The organism is Rossellomorea sp. DA94, from assembly GCF_029834455.1.
GTDB lineage: Bacteria > Bacillota > Bacilli > Bacillales > Bacillaceae_B > Rossellomorea > Rossellomorea vietnamensis.
In genome coordinates, this window is the sequence record NZ_CP122397.1 from 1,116,341 (window position 1) to 1,137,503 (window position 21,163).

Below are 21,163 nucleotides of genomic sequence, written 5' to 3' on the forward strand. Positions count from 1 at the left end.
CCTCATGAGTGTCGATTATCATGTACATCTGGAAGAAGGGCCTTACTCATTTCGATGGCTGGAACGTACGAGCCGGGCACTTCAGCATTTTTATCCTGTAACAGGGGAGGCCCATCACAGAAGCTGGATTCAATCCAGCTATAAGCTTCTGAGTGAGCGGTTGGAAAAAGGCCCATATTCATCCGAATGGCTGGATTTATACTTACAGAAAGCCAAGGAACGAAACTTGAAAGAAGTAGGTATTGTCGATCATTTATATCGTTTCAGGGAAACGAGAGACTACTTCGAGAAGAACATGGATATTAGTGAAACGGACCTGGGGAGAAAACAACACCAGTGGTTGAAGCAGGTCATGACCGAAAACATGGAAGACTTTGTCGACTTCATAGAAAGTCAAAAACAGAAGTGGGCAGAGCATGGCATTAAGCTGAAGCTTGGGATGGAAGCTGACTACTTTCCTGGTTGCCATAATCAGTTGAAGGAATTGTTATCGACGCATAGATGGGATTATGTGATCGGTTCGGTTCACTTTGTGGATGGGTGGGGATTTGATAACCCTGAAGCCATAGACCAATTTGAGCACTATGGATTAGAAGAATTGTATGGACGCTTCTTCCAGATTGTTGAAGAAGCCATCCGTAGCGGCTTATTTGACTTCGTCGCCCACCTCGACAATCTGAAAGTCTTCAACTTCAGACCCCATGAAGAAATTCTTCTCCCCCATTACGAGAAGATTGCACGTGCATTGGTAGATACCAATACAGCGACAGAAGTGAATGCCGGTTTATTCTATCGCTACCCAATTAAAGAGATGTGCCCGAGCCCGAGCTTTCTGAAAGTGCTGGCTGAGGCAGGTGTGAGGTTCACAACCTCTTCTGATTCCCACTTCCCCGATGATATCGGACTTTATGTAAATGAAAACACAGAGCGGTTAAAGGCATTGGGGATTCACCAGATTGCGACTTTCTAAGTCATAGACTTGATTTTTTATAGTTTAATCGTTTATGTGCCTGTCTCCGTTAGTGGGGACAGGCGCCTTTTTATGTTTTCTCATGAAAATGATAAACATTCCTCTATGAAATGATTCTATTCTTTTCCCCTTGCCGTGACCATTTGTACAAGCTGTGAATATTTTACTAGTAAAGGAGGATACAAAATATGGTAAAAGCTAGTGATTATTTAATAGCATTGGATGATGGTCACGGTCTTGGGACAGCTGGTAAACGGACGCCTTATATTCCGTCCATCGGAAGGCAGATCCGAGAAAATGAATTCAATGAAAAAGTGACCTTATTTTTGAAATGGGAATTGGAGAGATGTGGATTCCGGACGCTGTTAACGGCTCCGACCGATGCAGATACCCCGCTTCAGGCGAGAACCGATGCCGCGAATTCCATGGGGGCGGATGCATTGGTTTCCAATCACTACAATGCCTTCGATGGGAAGTTTGATGGCCCGGGGAAGGATGCAGAAGGGCATTCGCTTCATGTATATTATAATGATGCAAAGGATAGGAAACTTGCTGAGAGCATTGCAAAGTACTTGAAACAGGGGACAAAGCAAGTGTACCGGGGGATCATTGAGCAGAATCTTCATATGACGAGGGAGTTTGATGGGCCGGCGGTGCTTGTAGAGAATGGGTTCATGGATAATGAGAGGGAAGCGTTGCTCATGATCAACGAGGATTTTCAACGTGAGACGGCAAGGGAGCAGGCACTGGGAGTGTGTGATTTCTTCGGGGTGCCATATGTGGCTGCAGGCAACGGCGGAAACGTCGGGTCACCTCCCGTATCCGGTGGGACAAGCACCGGAAATGTTGTCGGCAAACGCGTTGAGAGTATTTACAGAGGAGCAGAAGGTCTTGACTTTTACAGCCGGCCTACTTTTGATGATACCTACCGTGCTGGAATACTGAAGTACGGGTATGGATTTCCGACGATTGTCCGGAAGCTGAAGGTGGAAGGGGCCGATATGTATGAAGTCATGAACTCCAGGGGGCATGTGTATTATGTGACCGCATCACCGAAATATGTGAAGGTGGAAGGAAGTGGACAGCAGGGGGGCCAAGCCTCACCGCCGCCTGCAACAGGAGGGCCGATTGCCATTGGGGAAATCACCATAATAGGAGTCGCCAATGCCGCCATCATACAAGATCGTCCGGATCGTTTGACATCCAAAGATCTGGGTACCATCAGAAAAGGTCGTACCCTTCCCGTCACGGGATCCGTCAGAGGGAAAAACAGCAGCTCAGGCTATTGGGAAGTCGTCTACAACGGAAGACGAGCTTATATCACCGGTGAATTCGGACGTTACAAAGCCTATTAGTCTGTTTCTATCAAAGAGGAGCCTTGCATGCAAGGCTCCTTCTTTGTGTTGTTTGCCCCTATATCCCTGTTGCATTCCGCCTCCATTTTTAATAAAGTATAGAGTTAGAGAGCAATTTGAAGGAGGACGTAGATAGTGTCGAATATCAAACCGGAAACGATGGTTGCTACTATAGAAGAATTAGATCAAAAAGGCTCGGGACAGGCTGTGATCTGGCGTGAGAATGAGCTGGGGAATCCGAAGAAGCTGCGACTCACCATCCCTCAGACCCTGATCGGGGAAAAGGTGAAGGTGACGGTCGATCAACCGGACCGCAGGAGACGTAAGGCAATGGCGGATGAAATCCTGGAGGCGAACCCAGAGCGCATCGAGCCACCTTGTCCACATTTTGATCGCTGTGGAGGTTGTGTGTGGCAGCATTGGGACTATGAGGGTCAGCTGAAGCACAAGACCGATCACGTGAAAGAAGCTCTTAAAGGGCAGGGGTTTGATCCCGCATTTGTCCGTGACACGATGGGAATGGACAACCCTTGGCGTTACCGCAATAAGATGGAGTTTACCTTCTCACCGGAGGGAGCCCTTGGTTTACATGAGCAAGGGAATTTCCGGAAGATCATTTCCCTTGAAACCTGCCTGATTGCAAGTGAGGAGATGGTGGAAGCGACGATGGAAGTCGCTGATTGGGTGAAGGATCATGACTTGCAGGGGTATGACAAAGATAAGCATGAAGGGTTATTGCGCCATTTGATGGTTCGCCAATCGTTTGCGACGGGTGAATTAATGCTTGCTGTGTTCGCTACGGAAGCACCTGATCTCCACTCAGATGCGGTTAAAGATTTAATGAGACGTGTTGAAGAGAAATTCCCACATGTGAAGAGTCTATTATGGCTTGAAAACACGGCATGGGCTGACCGTACCCAGGCAGAGGAAATCCACCTGCTTTCGGGACGTGATTTCATCTATGACGAAATGGACGGCTACCGTTTCCGCTTATGGTTCGATACGTTCTTCCAAACGAATCCGACTCAGGCACAGAAGCTTGTGGACCTGGCGGTTGAGATGAGTCAGCCGAAGAAAACGGAGAAGATGATCGATCTTTTCTGTGGAGTAGGGACATTCTCCCTTCCATTTGCAAGCAAAGTAGAGGAGCTTGCTGGTATCGAGATCGTGGAAAGCTCCATTGAATCGGCGAAACGGAATGCAGATGATAACGGAATCTCCAATACGACATTCCTCGCAAAGGATGCACGGAAAGGAATCGACCAGATGCTCGAAACGTTCGGTCACCCACAGCTGTTGATGCTGGATCCTCCGCGTTCCGGTGCAGGAGGTAAGGTGATGAGAAGGATCGGACGTGCAAAACCGGAGCGGATCGTGTACGTTTCATGCAACCCGGATACATTCGCGACGGATATCAAGGAGCTTGAGCCATTCGGCTACACCCTTGATGCCGTTCAACCTGTAGACCTTTTCCCTCATACTGTACACGTGGAATGTGTTGCCACACTGACATTGAACGTATAGCAAAGACGGATGAACTGCACATAGTAAAATCCCTGCCCAACGATAATGGGCAGGGATTTTTTTTGAGGGACGGACCTCTACTTCACACTCCGCCAAAGAACTTCTGGCCCGTTTAGAGGTCCGTCCCTCAAGATTCTTCTTTTATCGCCCTGGATTTGTTCGGAATATTGGTGAGGTTCCATTTGGCGCCGTCTCCGTTCGGATCGGTGATGCTTACAATGGGGGCGGAGAGGATCATTCCGGATAAGGTGTTTTCGTTGTATTCGAAGTCAAAGTATCCGATGTTGGGTGCGATGCCTTCACCCCAGAAGCCGTAGATTTCCTGGATTTTTGACTTTTGGATGGCTGGATTGAAGATCACCTCTAGTTTGTAACGTGAGTCCGGATTCACACGTTTCAATTTGATTTGGAAGTTCCCTTTTTCATCCACCACCCCGGTGCTTTCTGCAGCATATTCTTCGTCTTCTACCGCCTGCCAACTGATGACCTTTGGATAAGACTCGAATTTCCCATAATCCTTGATCCCGGCAAACATGATGCTATCCTCCGGCAGATTGGACTTTCCTTCGACGATGAGTTCATCTCCATTCAGCAGGACGTTTCCGGAAAAATCAATTCTGACCCCTGATGGTGCCTCGGGTTTTTGAGGCAGTTCCGTTGCCATTTCTACACGGCATCCAGTCAGGAGAATGACACAGGCAGACAGAATGTAAAGCAGTCGGTTACTCAATGGAATCCCTCCTTTGAAGCACTGCTGAATGAAAAAGGGTCCTCAAGCCTAGAAGGAGATGCCGGTATGTCAGTGGAGGTCCGTCCCTCACTGACCGGGAGCGCATCTTCCAACAGAACCTCTTTTAAAAATCTGGTGATCTCATTGATGCAAAAGATCGAGACGGCAAAGAATGCGAGAGGGGTCAGCACCAGCCATGTATGAAGAAAGATCATCTGAATATTGATACTCATCGTGGCTGCCCACTCATTTGTGAAAGAGAAGTATTCCGGAATTGGCGTGTCAATACCGAAATCTGCTATTTTCAGCCCTCCCAGGCAGATGTGAAGAACTCCAAGCTGAATCAGTAAGTAAAGGGTTTGGGAAATCTGTTCTGAAAACATGACCAGGGCATGGCGGCTGAATTGAGGGCGCAGGTGCTGTTTGATGATGTGAAATCTGCTTGCGCCTATTTGCCTGGAGACTGAAATGAAATCATTCTTCAAATATTCTTTCATTTCCTCTCCCAAATACATTCCAAGTGAAGGAATGACAATGATGGCGATCACGACAACCTCAATGATCAGAAATTGAAATGAATACAAAGCCCCGGATTCAAAAGCATCCTGCAATGGCGTGAGGAGTACAAAGGCAATGATGGCAAGGGGGATAAAATTGAATGTATCCCCGACCCCTTTAATCATTTGTCTCAGTCCATTGGGAAGAAATGCATACAGCAATCCAAATGCGAACCCTCCGACCATTCGGAGAAGAGCAATGACGATGGCGGACAAGAGCGTGTATTTTGCTCCCGCCAGAAGTAAATAAAATACATTCCTCCCAAGTTTATCACTACCGAGAGGTGCCATTTGTTCCATGGTATAAGGAGGGTCTGCAATCACCCTTCCGGAATCATCCTTTAAATACGCGGGCCCGGGCTCTAGAAGATCCGGGAAAAGGTATGGCGCGATAAAGCTTGATGAAAGCATCAACAGCAGAAAGCCCATTGGTAGCCAAAATCTGAATGATCTTAAGATTTTCATCAGCCGACCTCCTCTCCGGATAACCATTTCTTCAGAATGGCTGAACCTAATGTAAACACGACGAAAAACGGTATGTAAATCATAAGCATCCCTATAAAGAACGCAGTGGGAGTATTGATAGACATATCCAAAAGCACATTCATGAACCCATTGATGTTAAATAAGATTTCGATGATCAAGAGGTTCGACAGCATGAGCAGGAAGATGGGCTTTATATGATAATAGAAATGGACCCATACATTTCGGAACAAATGAACCCATATGGTATAAGCTTTAGAAAACCCTTTGGAATACGAATACTCTACATATGGCTTCTCTTCTTCTTCACGAAGCTGAAACAAGAAATTCTTAGTTAAAAAAGCAATCGGCATGATTGCAAGGCAAACAATGGGAAGCAGATAGATCTTTTCATCGCCAAGAGTATAAATGTCGAACAGCAGAATATTGGTCTTCTTGAAAAACCACACAATGAACAGCTGGATGAATACGATGATCATGACGTCCGGAAGTGAGTCCAGGGAGTCCAGTAGCCTGAAGCATATGCGATATACTTTCTTTGGCAGAAACATAAACAAGTAGCTTACGAGAGAAGATGCGATGGCGGCCAGGAAGAATGCAAGGAGTAAGAGAGAAAACGAATAGCCAAACAGTTGAAAAAATATAGGGTAAATCGGATAGCTTTTGGAGTCCATTGGATCGCCTACCATGATGATGATGGAGCCGGGATCCGATAAAATCTTGACCATTTCTTGCAACGTCTGTAGATATTTCCCCAGCATAATCACTAATTCATCATCGTAATCGAGTAACGAACCCGCCCCGCTGAACAGGAATAACCCGATACACGTGAGAACAAATTGCATGGGAAGACCCATAAATTGAAGTTTTCTCAGTAGAACCACCCCCGACTTCTTTTAGAATTAGTATAACTTTACATTACAAAAATTTCAAAATAATTTTAATTTTTACAATAATGTTAATTGGCTGGAAGGTTGCTTTTTGCATAGTTATAACAGTCAATGAAAAAACTATGAGTATGTGAACCTTACGAAAGGATGGTTGGATGAAGGACGAGCATTTATTAACCCAGACGGTAGCCCATCACCAACAGAAGAAGCAGGAGAAAAGGGAAGGGACCAAGCTCAGCTGGTGGCAACTGTCCCTGATCGGGATCGGGTCCGTCATCGGAGCAGGATTCTTTCTCGGAACGGGGTTATCCATCAAGACGGCCGGTCCGTCCATTCTCATCGACTATATGATCGCAGGAGTGACCGCTTATTTTGTGTTCAGTGCCCTGGCGGAAATGATCACGAATGATCCACAAAAGGGAACGTTCAGGATATACGCGAAGAAGGCATTCGGACATTCATTCGGGTTTGTCTCAGGATGGATGTATTGGTTATCAGGTATCCTGATTATGTCCAGTGAAATCGTGGCGTTATCGACGTTCACCCAGTTTTGGTTTCCCCACGTCCCGTTATGGATTTTCTCCATTCTTTATGCGGTCCTGGGTTTTGGCATCAATCTACTGGGGGCAAGTAATTTCGGTAAGATCGAATCGGTATTTGCCGTGATCAAATTGTCGACCTTGCTTATATTCATCGTTTTCGGTGCCCTGCTTTTGTTTCATATCATTACACCATCCGAGCTTCAATCTGCCAAAAATGCCGGTATTTCTCCTTTTATGCCAATGGGTATCAAGGGAACATGGGCGGCTTTGATTTTCGTGTTTTTTTCTTTTGGTGGCATTGCCGTTCTTGGTATCGCTTCGAATGAACTGCGTGACAAGAAAGATGTCCCGAAAGCGGGGAAGGGCACGCTTTTTTCCCTGGTGACGGTGTATGTTCTTTCCTTGTTCTTTGTCATGAGCATGGTGTCATGGACCAAGATCAACGAGTCAGAAAGCCCGTTTGTAACGGCGCTCTCGGCGTATCACATCCCGTTCCTTGATTCGATTTTCAATATCATCATCATCAGTGCGGCCTTCTCGACGATGGTCGGGGCCTTATTCTCCATTACGAATGTGATGATTTCCCTGGCTGTCGATGGAGATGCGCCGAAAGGATTCGCTGAAAAAAATGATCGGGGTGTGGCAGTGAAATCTTTGATGATCACAGCGATCGGGCTCGGTATATCGATTCTGTTTTCCTTTCTCCTCCCCAATGAAGTGTATGAATATATCACCACAGCGGCAGGCGTCATGCTGATCTTGAACTGGGTCATTATCCTGGTTTCCCATATCAAGCTTCATCCGTCATACGATGCATCGAATGGGAAGTTTAAAATGTTTGGTTATCCATTTACCTCCTACCTCGGGATCGCTTTGATCCTACTGGCAATCTCAGGTGCCATGGTCCACGCGAACCAACGAATTGGGTTATTCATCTCATTGGGATTAATCTGTGTGATTTACCTCTCGTATTGGGGTGTTTTCCGCAGTGGCCATAAAGGACATTAAGGGGAAAGAAAGGTATAATGAAGGGGAGATTAAAAGGAACTTCACCAAAAAATCATAGAAGGAGTCTATGGTTTTTTGTTTTATTTATTGAAAAGGAGGAGAGGACGATGATGGAAAAGAAAGCAGGTTGGAATCTCAAAAACAGCTATAAAAGCCTTCCTGGAACATTTTTCACCCTTCAGGTTCCTGAACCTGTGCGTGCCCCAAAGCTGGTGGTTCTAAATGATAGGGTTGCTGAGTCCCTAGGGCTCCATGCCGAAAAACTGGAAGCGGGTGTCTTGTCGGGTAATGAAATCCCTGAAGGAGCCGAGCCCCTTGCCCAAGCCTATGCGGGCCACCAGTTCGGACATTTCAATATGCTGGGTGACGGACGGGCTGTCCTGATTGGCGAGCAGATCACGCCGGAAGGAAAACGATTTGATATTCAGCTTAAAGGGGGAGGAAGAACTCCTTATTCCCGTGGAGGGGACGGTCGGGCAGGACTTGGTCCCATGCTCCGGGAGCACATCATCAGTGAAGCCATGCACGGACTTGGAATACCGACTACCAGGAGTCTAGCGATAGTGACAACGGGTGATCCCATTTACCGGGAAACGGAACAAGAGGGTGCGATCCTGACAAGGGTGGCGGCCAGTCATCTCCGTGTCGGGACATTCCAGTTTGCTTCAAGATTTGGAGAGGTGGATGATCTTCGGGCTCTGGCAGACTATGCCCTGGAGCGCCATTATCCAGAGGGCATGGATGCTCCAAACCGCTACCTTTTCCTACTGAAGGAAGTCATCAAACGGCAGGCAGCCCTTATCGCCAAGTGGCAGATGGTGGGCTTCATCCACGGAGTCATGAATACTGATAATATGACGATCAGCGGGGAAACGATTGATTACGGCCCTTGTGCTTTCATGGATGCGTATGATCCGAAAACGGTCTTCAGTTCCATCGATGCACAAGGAAGGTATGCATACGGGAATCAGCCGCCAATCGCTGGATGGAACCTCGCCCGCTTTGCTGAAAGCCTGCTCCCGGTCCTTCATCCTGAACAGGAAGAATCCCTCAAGCTTGCCCAGGAGGCGGTTTTGGAATTTCCTAAGTTATATGAAGGACACTGGCTTGACGGCATGAGGGCCAAGCTTGGGATATTCAATGAAGAAAAAGGGGATCGCGCGTTGGCTGAAGAACTGCTGGATCTCATGAATAAGCATCAGTCAGATTTTACGAATACGTTCCGGAGCCTGACATTGGGGCGTGAAGAGTCAGATGTATTCAACACATCTGAATTTACATCTTGGAAGGAACGATGGAAAGAAAGGCTGAGCAGACAGGACGAGACGATGGAAGCGTCCAAGCAGCGGATGCGCACGAGTAATCCGTCGGTCATCCCGCGTAACCACAGGGTGGAAGAAGCACTTCAGGCGGCAGTGGAAGAAGATGATTTCAGTGTCATGACCGACTTGCTTTCGGTTCTGGAAGATCCATACGCTTACTCTTCAGATCAGGAAGAGTATTGTAAACTTCCGAGTCCGACGAATCGTCCTTACCGAACCTTTTGTGGAACTTAAAGGGGTTGAGGGTAAGGGTTTCGGCAACACTATAACCAGAAAAATGGAAAGGTGGAACGCACATGAAGGCCGTTCAAGTTACAGGATATGGAGATGTCAACAAGCTCGAAGTCTCTGAGATTCCGGTTCCCGTCCCTCAAAAGGGGGAAGTTCTTGTCAAAGTAAAGGCGTGTGCCATTAACAATACTGAAATCTGGATGAGAGAAGGCGCATATGGAACGGAAGAGAAGTCTGGGTGGAGGCCTGAAGGGGTTCAGTTTCCAAGGGTTCCCGGTTCGGATATCACTGGTGAAATCGTAGAAGTGGGGGCAGATGTTTCTGAAACCCTGGTGGGGAAATCTGTTGTCCTTTTCCCATTCACTTCAAGCGGCACGGAAGGTAGCGAACATATTTCAGACGATATGTCATTCATCGGTTCCGAATATGACGGAGGTTATGCAGAATACGTCGTATGGCCTGCAGAACTATGTTATGACATGCCTCTCTCCATGTATGTAGAAAGTGCCGTGTTTTCCGTCAGCGGTTTGACTGCATGGCATATGGTGGAACAGATCCAGGCTCAGCCTTCGGAAACGATCGTCGTCACCGGTGCCAATGGCGGTGTGGGATCATTGAATGTTCAAATTGCCTCCAAAGTATTCGGATCTAAGGTCATTGCCATAGTGGGTGATTTGGCTTTAGAAGAGAAGATGAAAGAACTCGGGGCCACACACGTCTTGTCCTATAAATCGGCGAACCTTGCCGAGGAAATCGTTGAAGTAAATGGAGGTCCTGTCGATTCCATGTTGGATGTAGTAGGGGATGCACTGTTTGAAACATCCCTTGAAGTCTTGAAAAAAGGCGGCAAGTTCTGCATATCCGGTTCCGCCGGTGGTCAGAAAACTCAACTCGATTTCAGAACCCTTTATTTAAAACATATCACGTTCTATGGTTCGGTCTTAGGGACAAGAGAAGAGTTCAAACGGATGCTTGGTGCGATCTCAGAAGGGAAAATCAAGCCGGTCATTGATCGGACGTTTCCACTGGAACAAGCGGGTGAAGCACAAACCTATTTTAAACAATCAGGAAAGATTGGCAAGATCGTCCTACTTCCATGACATACATGCGATAAAGCTCGGAGTCCTATGTGATTCCGGGCTTTTTTTGCTTTGTTAAAGGATTGAACGAGGGTTAAGCCGAACTATACATATATAGACTTTAAAGGGGGCGGTTCATGATGAAAAAGACTACCGAACGACATCCATTTAAAAGAGGACTAAAATCGTAAAGGGGTTTTATATGTGAAGCAGGCATTACTTGTCATTGATGTACAACAGGAACTAGTGGAAGGCAACGAAAAGGAACAGGAGGTCTTTCAAAAAGAAAAACTGATCGACACCATCAACATAGTGGTCGCCAAGGCGAATGAAGCGGACGCCCACATCGTCTTCATCAGGGATAAAGACGTCGCAGGCGGAACCGGCGAAGGGTTCCAGGTGCATCGGGATCTTGAGATTCCAGATCATGCAGAGGTATTTGATAAGCTTGCCACCAATTCGTTTTACGGGACGCCGTTACTCTCCTTTTTAAAAGAAAAAGAGGTAGAGCATCTCGTGATTGCGGGCTGTCAGACCGAGTACTGCATCGACACGGCTGTCCGTTATGCGACGGTCAGCGGATTCGATGTCACACTGGTGGCAGACGGCCATTCCACCAAGGACTCCCAAGCGTTGAAGGCCGAGCAAATCATCGCCCATCATAATCTTGCTTTAAGAGGGCATTACAATGTGGATCATTTCTCGGATGTGAGACCATCCAGTGAGGAACTGTTCCAGCCAAAGCATGATGAGTATCGGAAGGAATATGGTATGTAAGAAGTACGAGCCCATTTCATTTGATGAAGTGGGCTTTATTATTTCTGAGACAAGCACGGTTTGACAATCAATATTCTTCCAGTTAAAATATGAATGTATTCATAAATGAACGCGTTCATATTTTATAACCAAAGGAGCATTGATCATGGCAGGATTACGTGAAGATAAAAAACGGCAAACCCAGCTGAACATCATGGAATCAGCAAAGAACATTTTTTCTCAAAAGGGATTCGAAACGGCTTCCATGGTTGAAATAGCGAAGGATGCAGGAGTGGGGACCGGTACCATCTATAATTATTTTCCTTCTAAGGGGTCTTTGCTATTGCGGATTTTCACTGAAGAAGCGGAGGGGATGAAAGAAGCGCTTCAAGATCCGTTTTCCTCAGAAGAGAGTGGCGATCTGGTAGAAAGTGTGGTTGGGGCCATGCAGGGATTTGCAGCATTTTTTCAGCATTATCCGAAAGCATTTTGGCGCGAGCTGTTTCACGTGATGACGGGAGAAGTGGAAGAGAGCATCCGGTTGAGACAAGGGTTATTCGGCATTGATGAAGAGATGATGAATTGGGTAATGAATTTGATCGAAAGCCATTCAGATTGCTTTGCCGTTAAGATCGATCCTGAAGAAGCGGCTTATGCCATCTATAGTGCAGCCATGTCCGATACGATGTTCTATATGTATAACGAAGAAATGGATCACGAAGCATACAAGGAGCAGTTGGCGAGGCACATCCAATTTCTATTAGAAGGAAAAATGAAACCGGGAAAGAAGGGATGAACATGAGCATCTTGAGCATCAATGGAGTTCATAAAACCTATCAAAGCGGTCAAACCACCTTTCAGGCGCTGACGGATATTCATGTAGAGGTGGAGGAGGGTGAGATTGTCGTCATGCTCGGTCCCTCGGGTTCCGGGAAGTCCACATTGTTGAATGCCATTGGAGGCATTGACGCAATTGATTCCGGGAGCATTGTGGTCAATAAGAAAGATATCGGCCGATTGAGTGACCGAGAGCTTGTGGATTATAGAAGGGAAGACGTTGGCTTTGTCTTTCAAATGTATAATCTGATCCCGAATTTAACGGTCTATGAAAATATCGAATTGACGGCGAATATCAGCCGGGAGGCAATGTCAATTCCGGAGGTGATCCATGCTGTTGGATTGTCGGGGATGGAGGATCGCTTTCCCCGTGAATTAAGCGGAGGGCAGCAACAACGGGTGTCAATCGCCCGTGCCGTCGTGAAGGCTCCGAAACTATTATTATGTGACGAACCGACTGGAGCATTGGATTCAGTCACATCGAAAGAAATTCTGCAGTTGATCGAGAAAGTGAATAAAGAATTTAACACGACAGTCCTTATCATCACCCATAACCAGGCAATCAAAAGCATGGCGAACCGGGTCATCACACTGAAAGATGGAAAGGTAGAATCCGACTTTGTCAATGAACATCAGACCTCCGCTGAAGGGGTTGAGTGGTGATGCCTCTTCGGAAAAAGCTTTTTCGGACCATAATGGAAAAAAAGGCGCAGTTCTTTTCAGCGTGGTGTCTGATTGCCATCAGCTCCATCGTATTTTACGCATTCACAGCAGCCGGAGCAAATCTCATTGATAATCTACAGATATTTTTTAACGAGAATAAAGTAGAAGATGCGCAGTTCATGACACAACAGCCTTTGAATGAAATCGAAGAATTGGAAAAGGAAAGTGGCGCGGAAATCGAGCAAAGGATGGCAATCGATCTTCCATTTAGTAAAGATTCGACTCTCAGGTTGTTGGATGAGACGGATGACCTCAATCTTCCTACTATAGTGGAGGGGGAAAAACTGTCTTCGGACCGTGATATATTAGTGGATAAAGGTTTCGCCAAAGCCCATGGTGTGGCGATTGGAAATGAGGTTGAACTGGGAGGGGAAACGTTCCAGGTTGCAGGCTATATGGCGATTCCGGATTACATCTATCCATTAAAGGATGAATCGGGTTTCCTGAAAAATCCGGATGCATTCGGTGTCGCCGTCGTGAAACCATCTGTTTTATCAAAGTGGGAAAATCACCGGATTTACTATAGTATCCGTCTACTGGATGCTTCTCCGGAAGAACTGAAGAAGAGGATCAATCAAACGAATCAGATCATTAAATGGACGGATAAAAAAGATAATAACCGCATTTCCTTCATCAAAGGGGATATTGCCGGTGTCAAAAAGATGGGACAATTTCTTCCGATAGGTATTTTATTCATTAGTATGGTGATCATTCTAATATTATTGTGGCGCTTAATGAAGAAGGAATATGTACAGATCGGTACATTGTATGCCCTCGGCTACAGGAAAAGGGAAATTATCCGTCATTATCTTTCTTATGCAGGAATTCTTGCCACAACAGGAAGTGTGGTCGGTACGTTCCTTGGCTGGATATTCCTGCATCCATTGCTTTCCACTTTCGCGGCATATTATAATCTGCCTGTACTGGATGTGAAACTGCATGTGGGTTATTTACTTGTGAGTATGTTTCTGCCACTTGTGCTGTTCATCCCGTTTACCTATTACTTGGTTCACCGTGTCTTGAAGATCCCGCCGGTGAGTTTGATAAAAGGTGGGGAACGAAAGGTCAAAGTAAGCAGGCTCGAGCGGTTGTTTAAAATGAGGAAGCTGCCGTTCCACCGGAAATTCGTGATCAGGGAAATCATGAGAAACCTTCCCAGGGCACTGTTTTTAATCATAGGTGTGATGTTTGCGACATTATTATTGTTGTTCGGATTCGTCACCAAGAATTCGATGGAGTACCTGGTGACCGATCATTTTCAGCAAGTATATGACTATGAGTATAGCTATCTATTCAATGCTCCACAGACCATAGAGCCGGAATCGGGACAGGTGGGATCCGTGGCACCATTTACGACAGATGAGGAGAGCGTCATGATCACTGGCCTGAAGCCGGACAATACAGCCATTCGATTGCAGGACGGAAGCGGAGAAAGGCTGACATTCGATTCAGTGATCATGAATAAATCACTTTCAGATAAATTGGGGATTCAAGAGGGGGATTCAATTCATGTGACAAATGAATTGACGGACAAATCCTTTACTCTCACCATTGATCACATCGCTGAATCCTATCTTGGAAATATGATCTATATGCCACTCGATGAATTCAACCGATTAAATGATTATCCTTCGGGAAGTTATATGGAAATTTATTCAAACAAGGAACTCCACTTACCGGAAGATCAGATTGTCTCGATGACAAAGTCATCCGATACGATTGACGGTTTCAAGGAAATGATCAAGCCGTTGAACTATGGTGTGGTAGCGATTGCCCTTGTTGCTGCCATCATTGCGGTCATCATCATCTATATATTGATTTCATTATTAATCGAGGAAAATTCATTCAAAATTTCACTCATGAAAGTCATCGGCTACCGGGAGAAGTCGATTATGAACATGATGATCGGCTATAACATTTGGTTTATCATCCTTGGGTATGCGATAGGCATTCCCGTGACGATATTCTCGATTTCAGCCTTTATGAATTCCATCACTTCAGAAATGAATGTGACGATTCCCGTCAGGCTGGATTGGATGAGTGTCATTATCAGTTTCATCATCATGATCCTATCGTATTATGTTTCCCTGTGGCTGAATCGTCGGAAATTAAAAGGGATTTCAATGAAAGAAGCGATTAACCGGAGTACGGAATAGAAACTGTGGTTTGACGTTAAGCGGATAAAAGGGTCCGTGGCATTAAGATTGCCACGGACCCTTTTATCGATCATACGATTCCCTGACAAACCGGACAATGGTAAAGCCTTCTTGAAGAGGCCACCGTCTTCTCGATTTCGCTTCCACAGATGAAGCAAGATTCCCCTTCACGGTTAAAGACCCAGTGACGATAGCGGGATCGCTTCACACCTTTGGCTTTCAGTTTCTGTGCAAGGACGGGATCGTTAGTGATCCCCCCCGTTTCATACGATTGCTTTACTAAATCCATGATGGCATGGGCAGCTTTGTTTAATTGATCTTCCGTACAGTCTACAGGCCTTAGGGAAGGGTGTATGCCGGCAACAAACATAACTTCAGATCGCAAATAATTACCGATTCCGGCGACAAAGCCTTGATCAAGCAATAAAATCGACCATTTTCGGTTTCGGAATCTTTTATCTTTCATCCGCCCGACCAGCTCATCTACGGATAGTTCTTCACTTAAAAGGTCTGGACCGACTTTTGAGATGAATGGGTGAGATGGCACCTCTTCGTCCCTGAGAACCTCGATATCCGATGCACTATAGAGAAGGGCGGATTTTTTCTCGTTATGTAGGGCTAATCGGAGCTGACGATTTGTTTTAGGATAATTGTAGGTGTTTCTGATATACCATTTTCCGTAAAGTTGATTGTGGGAGTAGATGGTGTATCCATTATCAAAGCGGATGAGCATGGCTTTTCCTTTCGTATCGACTCTTCTTACGATAGACCCCTTCAGCAGATCTTCGTAGTCTTCTAAATGAGGGAAAGCAAAATAAACATCTTCCACTGTTTTATTTATAAGAGCACGCTCAACGTTATCGGCAGTTCTTCTGATTTCTGGACCTTCTGGCATGGCGGTTTCTCCTTTTTTACTTAGTTGTTCCCTTTTTATTCCTCAATGTAACCATTGGATGGGCTGGGCTATTCATCCGTTTCAGGGTATTGACATTATTCCGATATATTGATAAAGTTTTAAAAAATCAAAATATTTTCTTATCCAGAGAGGTGGAGGGACTGGCCCTTTGAAGCCTCAGCAACAGGTCTGCGAAGATACTGTGCTAATTCCAGCGGGTGATTCAAACCCTGATAGATAGGCGCAATCTTTTATTTGTCGGTGACGCACTCGTTCAGGGTGCGTTTTTTGTTTGTTCACTCATTCCTCAATTAACTTAGAAGAAAGGGTGTTTGTATGGAAAACGCAGGACAGAGTTTCAAAAGAAAGATGAAGACACGGCATTTAGTGATGCTGAGTCTTGGAGGGGTGATCGGAACCGGGCTTTTCTTGAGTTCGGGTTATACCATTCATCAGGCTGGTCCATTTGGGACCATCCTTGCATATTTAATCGGTGCGCTGGTGGTGTATCTCGTGATGCTGTGTTTAGGCGAGCTATCTGTCCATATGCCGGAGACCGGATCCTTTCATAGTTATGCTGCAAAATTCATTGGTCCGGGGACCGGTTATACAGTGGGCTGGTTATATTGGCTGACATGGACGGTGGCATTGGGGTCGGAGTTCACGGCGGCCGGCTTGATGATGCAGCGCTGGTTCCCTTCAATTAGTGTATGGATTTGGAGCTCGGTCTTCGCTGCGTTGATTTTTTTCCTTAATGCATTGTCGGTGCGTTTTTTTGCTGAATCTGAATTTTGGTTTTCTTTAGTGAAAGTAATTGCGATTGTGGGGTTTATTGTGATTGGGGCAGGGGCGATCTTCGGGTTCATCCCCCTTGGTCATTCAGAGCCCGTTCCATTTTTCTCGAATATCACCGATTCAGGGTTATTTCCGAACGGGGCATTTGCCATCTTGATGACCATGCTTGCCGTAAATTTTGCTTTTTCTGGAACAGAACTGATCGGGGTAGCGGCTGGAGAAACAGAGAATCCATCCAAATCGATTCCAAAAGCCATCCGCACTACGCTTGTAAGGTTGATCCTCTTTTATGTAGGGACGATTGTCGTACTAGCTGCATTATTACCGAGCCAGTCAGCCGGTGTATTGGAAAGCCCTTTTGTCGCAGTGCTTGGACGGATTGGAATTCCTTTTGCCGCAGATATCATGAATTTTGTCATTATCACGGCTATCTTATCAGCGGCAAACTCAGGTCTGTATGCTTCCTCCAGAATGCTATGGTCTCTGGCTGATAAGCAAACGATCTCCCCGATTTTTGCCAAATTGACTGATAGGGGGATCCCTCTTAATGCGATTGTATGTAGCATGCTTGGAGGGGGACTTGCCTTGCTTTCAAGCATCATTGCACCGGGGACGGTCTACATCGTATTGGTTTCGGTCTCAGGTCTTGCGGTCGTGATTGTGTGGATGAGCATCAGTGCTGCCCAATTTCTATTTCGTAGACAGTACATAAGGGAAGGAAACGATGTAAAAGACCTGGCCTATCGGACACCGCTCTATCCACTGGTTCCCGTTGCATCATTTATGCTTTGTCTCGCTTCCTGCATCGGTATTGCCTTTGATCCCACTCAGAGGATTGCCCTTTATTGCGGGATCCCGTTTATCGCCCTTTGCTATGGAAGCTATTATCTAACACAATACGTGAAGAAAAGAGGTACAGGTCATGTCGAATCAACTGAAGTTGAATCCCATTGAGGAGATTTTACAAACACATTCCCTGATGATTTTGGATGGAGCATTAGCCACAGAGCTGGAATCCCATGGTTTTGATTTAAATGATCCCCTTTGGTCAGCCCGTGTACTCCTTGAAAAACCGGAAGCAATTGAGAAGGTTCATGCTGATTATTTCCGTGCGGGAGCCGATTGTGTGATTACAGCGAGCTATCAGGCAACGGTGGAAGGTTTTCTGAAGCGTGGAATAGAGAAACCTGAAGCGCTGGAATTGATCAAGAAGACAGTTTATCTTGCCAGACAGGCTCGAGATGACTTTTGGAAGGAAAAGAAGGTGAATTGGGATCGTCCGAAACCAATCGTCGCCGGTTCTGTAGGACCTTATGGGGCATACCTTGCTGACGGCTCTGAATACGTAGGGGATTATGGAGTAAGTGATCAACTTTTAGCGGATTTCCATTATCCGAGAATCAGGGCATTAGTGGAGGCGGGTGCTGATGTGCTGGCATTCGAAACCATCCCGTCCTTGCAGGAAGCAAAAGTACTCGCTTCGATTTTAAAAGAATTTCCGGAAACCTGGGCATGGCTGTCTTTTTCATTAAAGGATGGAGAGACGATAAGTGATGGCACGGGGATTGAAGAGTGCGCGAGGGTGTTCAAAGATCATGAACAAATCGCTGCGATTGGTGTGAATTGTACACCGATTCCCGCGGCTAAGCTTGCGATGAGCGTACTAAACAGACACACTAACAAACCAATCATCGTGTACCCGAACTCAGGTGAAACGTACGATGCTGAGACTAAAACGTGGAATGGGGAGGAGTGTTGTGAGTTTGATGAGGATTCAGTAGTTTTGTATGAAGGGGGAGCCCGTATCATTGGTGGTTGCTGCCGTACACATCCGGGGGATATTGAAGCGTTGGTGAAGAGGTGGAGGTAATCCATATGCTTACATGCAAAGGCCCAAGTGGTGAACCACTTGGGCCTTTGCATGATTATGGCTACTATTATTGAATAGAAAACCTCTCTTTGGCGAGATATAGGGGGTGGGTTACGTGCCCCTCCCACTATGGCAAGGCTCCCCTTCGTTCAATTAGTCGACCATTCCCACAATTCTTTCACAAATCTCATGGGTGATCAAAGAATCCTCGATGGAAGGGTCCGGTTCCTGCCCTTTTTCCACACATTCGAGGAAGTGATCGACCAAATCATAGAATCCCCGTTTATACAGCGTGGGTTCCCAATCCCCAAAGGAGGAAACACTCATTTCTTTGTTATGATAATGTGTCGTTTCAACAAGGCTGTTGACGACATATTTGTGATGGCCTGCAGAGTATTCGATGATTTCTTCCGTCACGCCTCCGTCACGATTCATGATGCCGACTGCCGTACAGTCTTCACCGATGAGCTGTATGACGAGATGGTGAAGGAGATCTCCTTTTTTAAATGGCTGAACCTTTACATCTTTTACAGTTGAATCCATCAGGAAGCGGAGAGTGTCTACTACATGAATGAAATCTTCGACAACAAATCTTCTTGGCTCGTCCGGTGCAGCAAACCTATTTTTCTGCATCAACAAGAAGCTCGGTTTTCCGTGCTCTTTCAGCTCCTTTACCTTGGGGATGAAGCGTCGGTTGAATCCAACCATGGCAATCTTGCCGTTCTCTTTTGCAAGTTGAACGATTCGCTCCGTTTCCCCGAAGGTCAGGGAAATCGGTTTGTCTATGTATACATGAATGCCGTTCTCAAGGAGCTTCTCCGATATTTCGTAGTGGGCTTCAGTGGCAGTACTGACGAAGGCAACTTCGATGTTTGCAGCGATCAGTTCTTCAACCGTCTGAACCCTTTTCTCCACTCGATATTTATCTCCAAGTGCATGTAGCGTCTCTGCATTTCTGGTGCAAAGGACCAATTCAATGCCTTCTTTTTCAGATAGGACAGGAAGATAGGCTTTCTTCGCGATATCCCCTAATCCGATTAGACCGATTTTCATCGTCTTCACCTCTTCATTTTTCTTTTATTATAGTATTCTACAATAGGATTTCAAATGTAACGCTTTCAAACTGCCAGAGAAACTTTCCTTTAAACACGAACGATAACGAAATTAATTAAAATAAAATTCGTATTTTGGTTGATTAAACGAAGAGGGTTTGTTATAGTTACACCGTACCACCATTACATATCGTTACTCGTATATCCTCAGTAATATGGTCTGAGCGTTTCTACCCGGTTCCCATTATAAGAACCGGACTACGGGTTGAAGTATTCGGTTTTTACGGTTTCTTTGCCGTTTATGCTTTTACTTTGACTTCTGAGATCTGGAACGTAGATTCACTCTACCATGACAGGTCTTTTTCTTTTGACCAAAATCAGCGGGATCCAATCACCAAGAAAAGGGAGAGATTCACATGAAAAAGAAAATCGCATCACTCGCAGCAGTATCTGTACTAGGTTTATCCTTATTTACGGGGTGCAGCTCAACGAAACAAACGGAAGCGAAAGAAAAAAAGGAAGAGCAGCCGATCCTGATTCAGGGGCCGATGCCCATTGAGGCTGAAAAATTCGCTGGAAAACTTAAGAATGTAAAGGAAGAAACATCCGGCTCATTCGTTTTTTATAAAGGAACATTGGACGATTACCCGGTCATCGTCGCAAAGACGGGTAAAGGAATGGAAAATACAGCAGCAGCCACGGCTGTCGCCATTGAAAAATACGATCCAGTCGCCATCATCAACCAAGGGACATCAGGCGGTCATGATCCTGCATTGAACGTGTTTGATATCGTACTCGGTGAAAGAACCGTCAATCTCGGTTCGTTAAAAACAGGGAGCATGGCAGATGAAGAAGGAATCGAACCCACTGCCTGGAAGCCGATGGACCTGATGGCGTCTGAAGGAAGTGCCGGGGAAGACCCGAATGCAGAAAAAATCCGTTATTACGATGGAGACAAGACACTGCTTGCGGCTGCTAACGCCGTAAAGGACACATATAAAAAAGGCAAGGTCGTCGAAGGCACAATTGGTTCTGCTGACGTGTGGAATAACGAAGTCGACCGCATCCAATGGTTCCATGACAAATACGGTACATCCGTAGAGGAAATGGAAGGAGCAGCGGCGGCACAAATCGCCGGGGCATACGATGTGCCTTTCCTTGGAATCCGTGTGCTCTCTAATAACAAAACGAACGGCGGAGCTTACAATCCCGACACAGCAGCTGCAAACCAGGGGTATGTGTATGAAGTGGTGAAAGAATATATTAAAGAGATGGAGTAATTCATCATGAGGGACCGACCGTAGTCGGTCCCTTTTATATTGATGAAGTTTTACTGATTCTGTTAAAGGGAAGAACATACCATACTAGATTGCCAAGGAGGAAACAGA

General features: G+C 45.9%; 18 protein-coding genes and 2 riboswitches. Of the genes, 13 read left to right on the forward strand and 5 right to left on the reverse strand.

Translation table 11 applies throughout. The features are described 5' to 3' along the window. Positions 1-4 precede the first annotated feature (4 nt). The 3 genes from P8596_RS05950 to rlmD all read left to right on the forward strand — a co-directional run bounded on the left by P8596_RS05950 (position 5) and on the right by rlmD (position 3,849). Positions 5-970, forward strand: coding sequence for a histidinol phosphate phosphatase domain-containing protein (locus tag P8596_RS05950; RefSeq protein ID WP_224520805.1), 966 nt, complete (start codon positions 5-7; stop codon positions 968-970). Between the two features lie 188 nt (positions 971-1,158). Further along, entirely contained in the window at positions 1,159-2,325 is a 1,167-nt protein-coding gene (locus P8596_RS05955; protein ID WP_279726321.1) for an N-acetylmuramoyl-L-alanine amidase family protein, read from the forward strand. A gap of 159 nt (positions 2,326-2,484) precedes the next feature. Further along, on the forward strand, positions 2,485-3,849 hold the full coding sequence (rlmD, locus tag P8596_RS05960) for a 23S rRNA (uracil(1939)-C(5))-methyltransferase RlmD (RefSeq protein WP_481900337.1): 1,365 nt from the start codon (positions 2,485-2,487) through the stop codon (positions 3,847-3,849). A gap of 127 nt (positions 3,850-3,976) precedes the next feature. On the opposite strand, the gene P8596_RS05965 is transcribed toward rlmD, so the two are convergent. Genes P8596_RS05965 through P8596_RS05975 form a run of 3 tightly spaced genes read right to left on the reverse strand, consistent with a single transcriptional unit; the run spans position 3,977 to position 6,464 of the window. Beyond that, positions 3,977-4,579, reverse strand: coding sequence for a hypothetical protein (locus P8596_RS05965; RefSeq protein WP_224520802.1), 603 nt, complete (start codon positions 4,577-4,579; stop codon positions 3,977-3,979). Then, the gene (locus P8596_RS05970) at positions 4,576-5,601 is read right to left on the reverse strand and encodes an ABC transporter permease subunit (RefSeq protein ID WP_279726324.1); all 1,026 of its coding nucleotides are present in this window, start codon (positions 5,599-5,601) and stop codon (positions 4,576-4,578) included. The genes P8596_RS05965 and P8596_RS05970 overlap by 4 nt, the downstream gene beginning before the upstream one ends. Beyond that, positions 5,601-6,464: an ABC transporter permease subunit gene (locus tag P8596_RS05975; RefSeq protein WP_224520800.1), complete on the reverse strand. Its 864-nt coding sequence runs from the start codon at positions 6,462-6,464 to the stop codon at positions 5,601-5,603. Before P8596_RS05975 ends, P8596_RS05970 begins: the two co-directional genes overlap by 1 nt. Positions 6,465-6,664: 200 nt before the next feature. Between P8596_RS05975 and P8596_RS05980 the strand changes: the two genes are divergently transcribed. The 7 genes from P8596_RS05980 (at position 6,665) to P8596_RS06010 (ending at position 15,163) form a co-directional block, all read left to right on the forward strand. Beyond that, positions 6,665-8,059, forward strand: a complete 1,395-nt coding sequence (locus P8596_RS05980; RefSeq protein WP_279726325.1) for an amino acid permease — start codon at positions 6,665-6,667, stop codon at positions 8,057-8,059. Positions 8,060-8,166: 107 nt separating this feature from the next. After that, the gene (locus P8596_RS05985) at positions 8,167-9,615 is read left to right on the forward strand and encodes a protein adenylyltransferase SelO (protein ID WP_224520798.1); all 1,449 of its coding nucleotides are present in this window, start codon (positions 8,167-8,169) and stop codon (positions 9,613-9,615) included. Positions 9,616-9,677: 62 nt separating this feature from the next. Further along, complete coding sequence (locus tag P8596_RS05990; RefSeq protein ID WP_279726327.1) at positions 9,678-10,712, forward strand: zinc-binding dehydrogenase; 1,035 nt, start codon at positions 9,678-9,680, stop codon at positions 10,710-10,712. A 183-nt stretch (positions 10,713-10,895) separates the two neighbouring features. After that, positions 10,896-11,468 (forward strand): cysteine hydrolase family protein, encoded by a 573-nt coding sequence (locus P8596_RS05995; protein WP_279726328.1) that lies wholly within the window; start codon positions 10,896-10,898, stop codon positions 11,466-11,468. Positions 11,469-11,613: 145 nt separating this feature from the next. Further along, entirely contained in the window at positions 11,614-12,243 is a 630-nt protein-coding gene (locus tag P8596_RS06000) for a TetR/AcrR family transcriptional regulator (RefSeq protein WP_279726329.1), read from the forward strand. A 2-nt stretch (positions 12,244-12,245) separates the two neighbouring features. After that, complete coding sequence (locus P8596_RS06005) at positions 12,246-12,947, forward strand: ABC transporter ATP-binding protein (RefSeq protein ID WP_279726331.1); 702 nt, start codon at positions 12,246-12,248, stop codon at positions 12,945-12,947. Beyond that, positions 12,947-15,163 carry an ABC transporter permease gene (locus P8596_RS06010; protein ID WP_224520793.1) on the forward strand — a complete coding sequence of 739 codons (2,217 nt, stop codon included), beginning with the start codon at positions 12,947-12,949 and terminating at the stop codon, positions 15,161-15,163. The genes P8596_RS06005 and P8596_RS06010 overlap by 1 nt, the downstream gene beginning before the upstream one ends. A 70-nt stretch (positions 15,164-15,233) precedes the next feature. On the opposite strand, the gene nei is transcribed toward P8596_RS06010, so the two are convergent. Further along, complete coding sequence (gene nei / locus P8596_RS06015; protein WP_279726332.1) at positions 15,234-16,058, reverse strand: endonuclease VIII; 825 nt, start codon at positions 16,056-16,058, stop codon at positions 15,234-15,236. 137 nt (positions 16,059-16,195) lie between these two features. After that, positions 16,196-16,302, forward strand: a riboswitch (SAM riboswitch). Positions 16,303-16,394: 92 nt separating this feature from the next. On the opposite strand from nei, the gene mmuP reads away from it, so the two are divergent. Next, positions 16,395-17,807, forward strand: a complete 1,413-nt coding sequence (gene mmuP, locus P8596_RS06020) for an S-methylmethionine permease (protein ID WP_279726333.1) — start codon at positions 16,395-16,397, stop codon at positions 17,805-17,807. Next, positions 17,776-18,723 (forward strand): homocysteine S-methyltransferase, encoded by a 948-nt coding sequence (gene mmuM / locus P8596_RS06025; protein ID WP_224520790.1) that lies wholly within the window; start codon positions 17,776-17,778, stop codon positions 18,721-18,723. The genes mmuP and mmuM overlap by 32 nt, the downstream gene beginning before the upstream one ends. Positions 18,724-18,876: 153 nt before the next feature. Here mmuM and P8596_RS06030 read toward each other — a convergent pair whose 3' ends face one another. Beyond that, positions 18,877-19,776, reverse strand: coding sequence for a Gfo/Idh/MocA family protein (locus tag P8596_RS06030; protein ID WP_224520789.1), 900 nt, complete (start codon positions 19,774-19,776; stop codon positions 18,877-18,879). Between the two features lie 176 nt (positions 19,777-19,952). Continuing rightward, a riboswitch (purine riboswitch) is annotated at positions 19,953-20,056 on the forward strand. Positions 20,057-20,191: 135 nt separating this feature from the next. On the opposite strand from P8596_RS06030, the gene P8596_RS06035 reads away from it, so the two are divergent. After that, positions 20,192-21,055, forward strand: coding sequence for a 5'-methylthioadenosine/S-adenosylhomocysteine nucleosidase (locus P8596_RS06035; protein ID WP_224520788.1), 864 nt, complete (start codon positions 20,192-20,194; stop codon positions 21,053-21,055). Positions 21,056-21,163: the final 108 nt, after the last annotated feature.

What these genes read in the sequence shown, in the direction of transcription:
- P8596_RS05950 (WP_224520805.1), top strand. Translation starts at nt 5, where the DNA reads ATGAGTGTCGATTATCATGTACATCTGGAAGAAGGGCCTTACTCATTT.
- P8596_RS05955 (WP_279726321.1), top strand. Translation starts at nt 1,159, where the DNA reads ATGGTAAAAGCTAGTGATTATTTAATAGCATTGGATGATGGTCACGGT.
- rlmD (WP_481900337.1), top strand. Translation starts at nt 2,485, where the DNA reads ATGGTTGCTACTATAGAAGAATTAGATCAAAAAGGCTCGGGACAGGCT.
- P8596_RS05970 (WP_279726324.1), bottom strand. Translation starts at nt 5,601, where the DNA reads ATGAAAATCTTAAGATCATTCAGATTTTGGCTACCAATGGGCTTTCTG.
- P8596_RS05975 (WP_224520800.1), bottom strand. Translation starts at nt 6,464, where the DNA reads ATGCAATTTGTTCTCACGTGTATCGGGTTATTCCTGTTCAGCGGGGCG.
- P8596_RS05980 (WP_279726325.1), top strand. Translation starts at nt 6,665, where the DNA reads ATGAAGGACGAGCATTTATTAACCCAGACGGTAGCCCATCACCAACAG.
- P8596_RS05985 (WP_224520798.1), top strand. Translation starts at nt 8,167, where the DNA reads ATGATGGAAAAGAAAGCAGGTTGGAATCTCAAAAACAGCTATAAAAGC.
- P8596_RS05990 (WP_279726327.1), top strand. Translation starts at nt 9,678, where the DNA reads ATGAAGGCCGTTCAAGTTACAGGATATGGAGATGTCAACAAGCTCGAA.
- P8596_RS06000 (WP_279726329.1), top strand. Translation starts at nt 11,614, where the DNA reads ATGGCAGGATTACGTGAAGATAAAAAACGGCAAACCCAGCTGAACATC.
- P8596_RS06005 (WP_279726331.1), top strand. Translation starts at nt 12,246, where the DNA reads ATGAGCATCTTGAGCATCAATGGAGTTCATAAAACCTATCAAAGCGGT.
- P8596_RS06010 (WP_224520793.1), top strand. Translation starts at nt 12,947, where the DNA reads ATGCCTCTTCGGAAAAAGCTTTTTCGGACCATAATGGAAAAAAAGGCG.
- nei (WP_279726332.1), bottom strand. Translation starts at nt 16,058, where the DNA reads ATGCCAGAAGGTCCAGAAATCAGAAGAACTGCCGATAACGTTGAGCGT.
- mmuP (WP_279726333.1), top strand. Translation starts at nt 16,395, where the DNA reads ATGGAAAACGCAGGACAGAGTTTCAAAAGAAAGATGAAGACACGGCAT.
- mmuM (WP_224520790.1), top strand. Translation starts at nt 17,776, where the DNA reads ATGTCGAATCAACTGAAGTTGAATCCCATTGAGGAGATTTTACAAACA.
- P8596_RS06030 (WP_224520789.1), bottom strand. Translation starts at nt 19,776, where the DNA reads ATGAAAATCGGTCTAATCGGATTAGGGGATATCGCGAAGAAAGCCTAT.
- P8596_RS06035 (WP_224520788.1), top strand. Translation starts at nt 20,192, where the DNA reads ATGAAAAAGAAAATCGCATCACTCGCAGCAGTATCTGTACTAGGTTTA.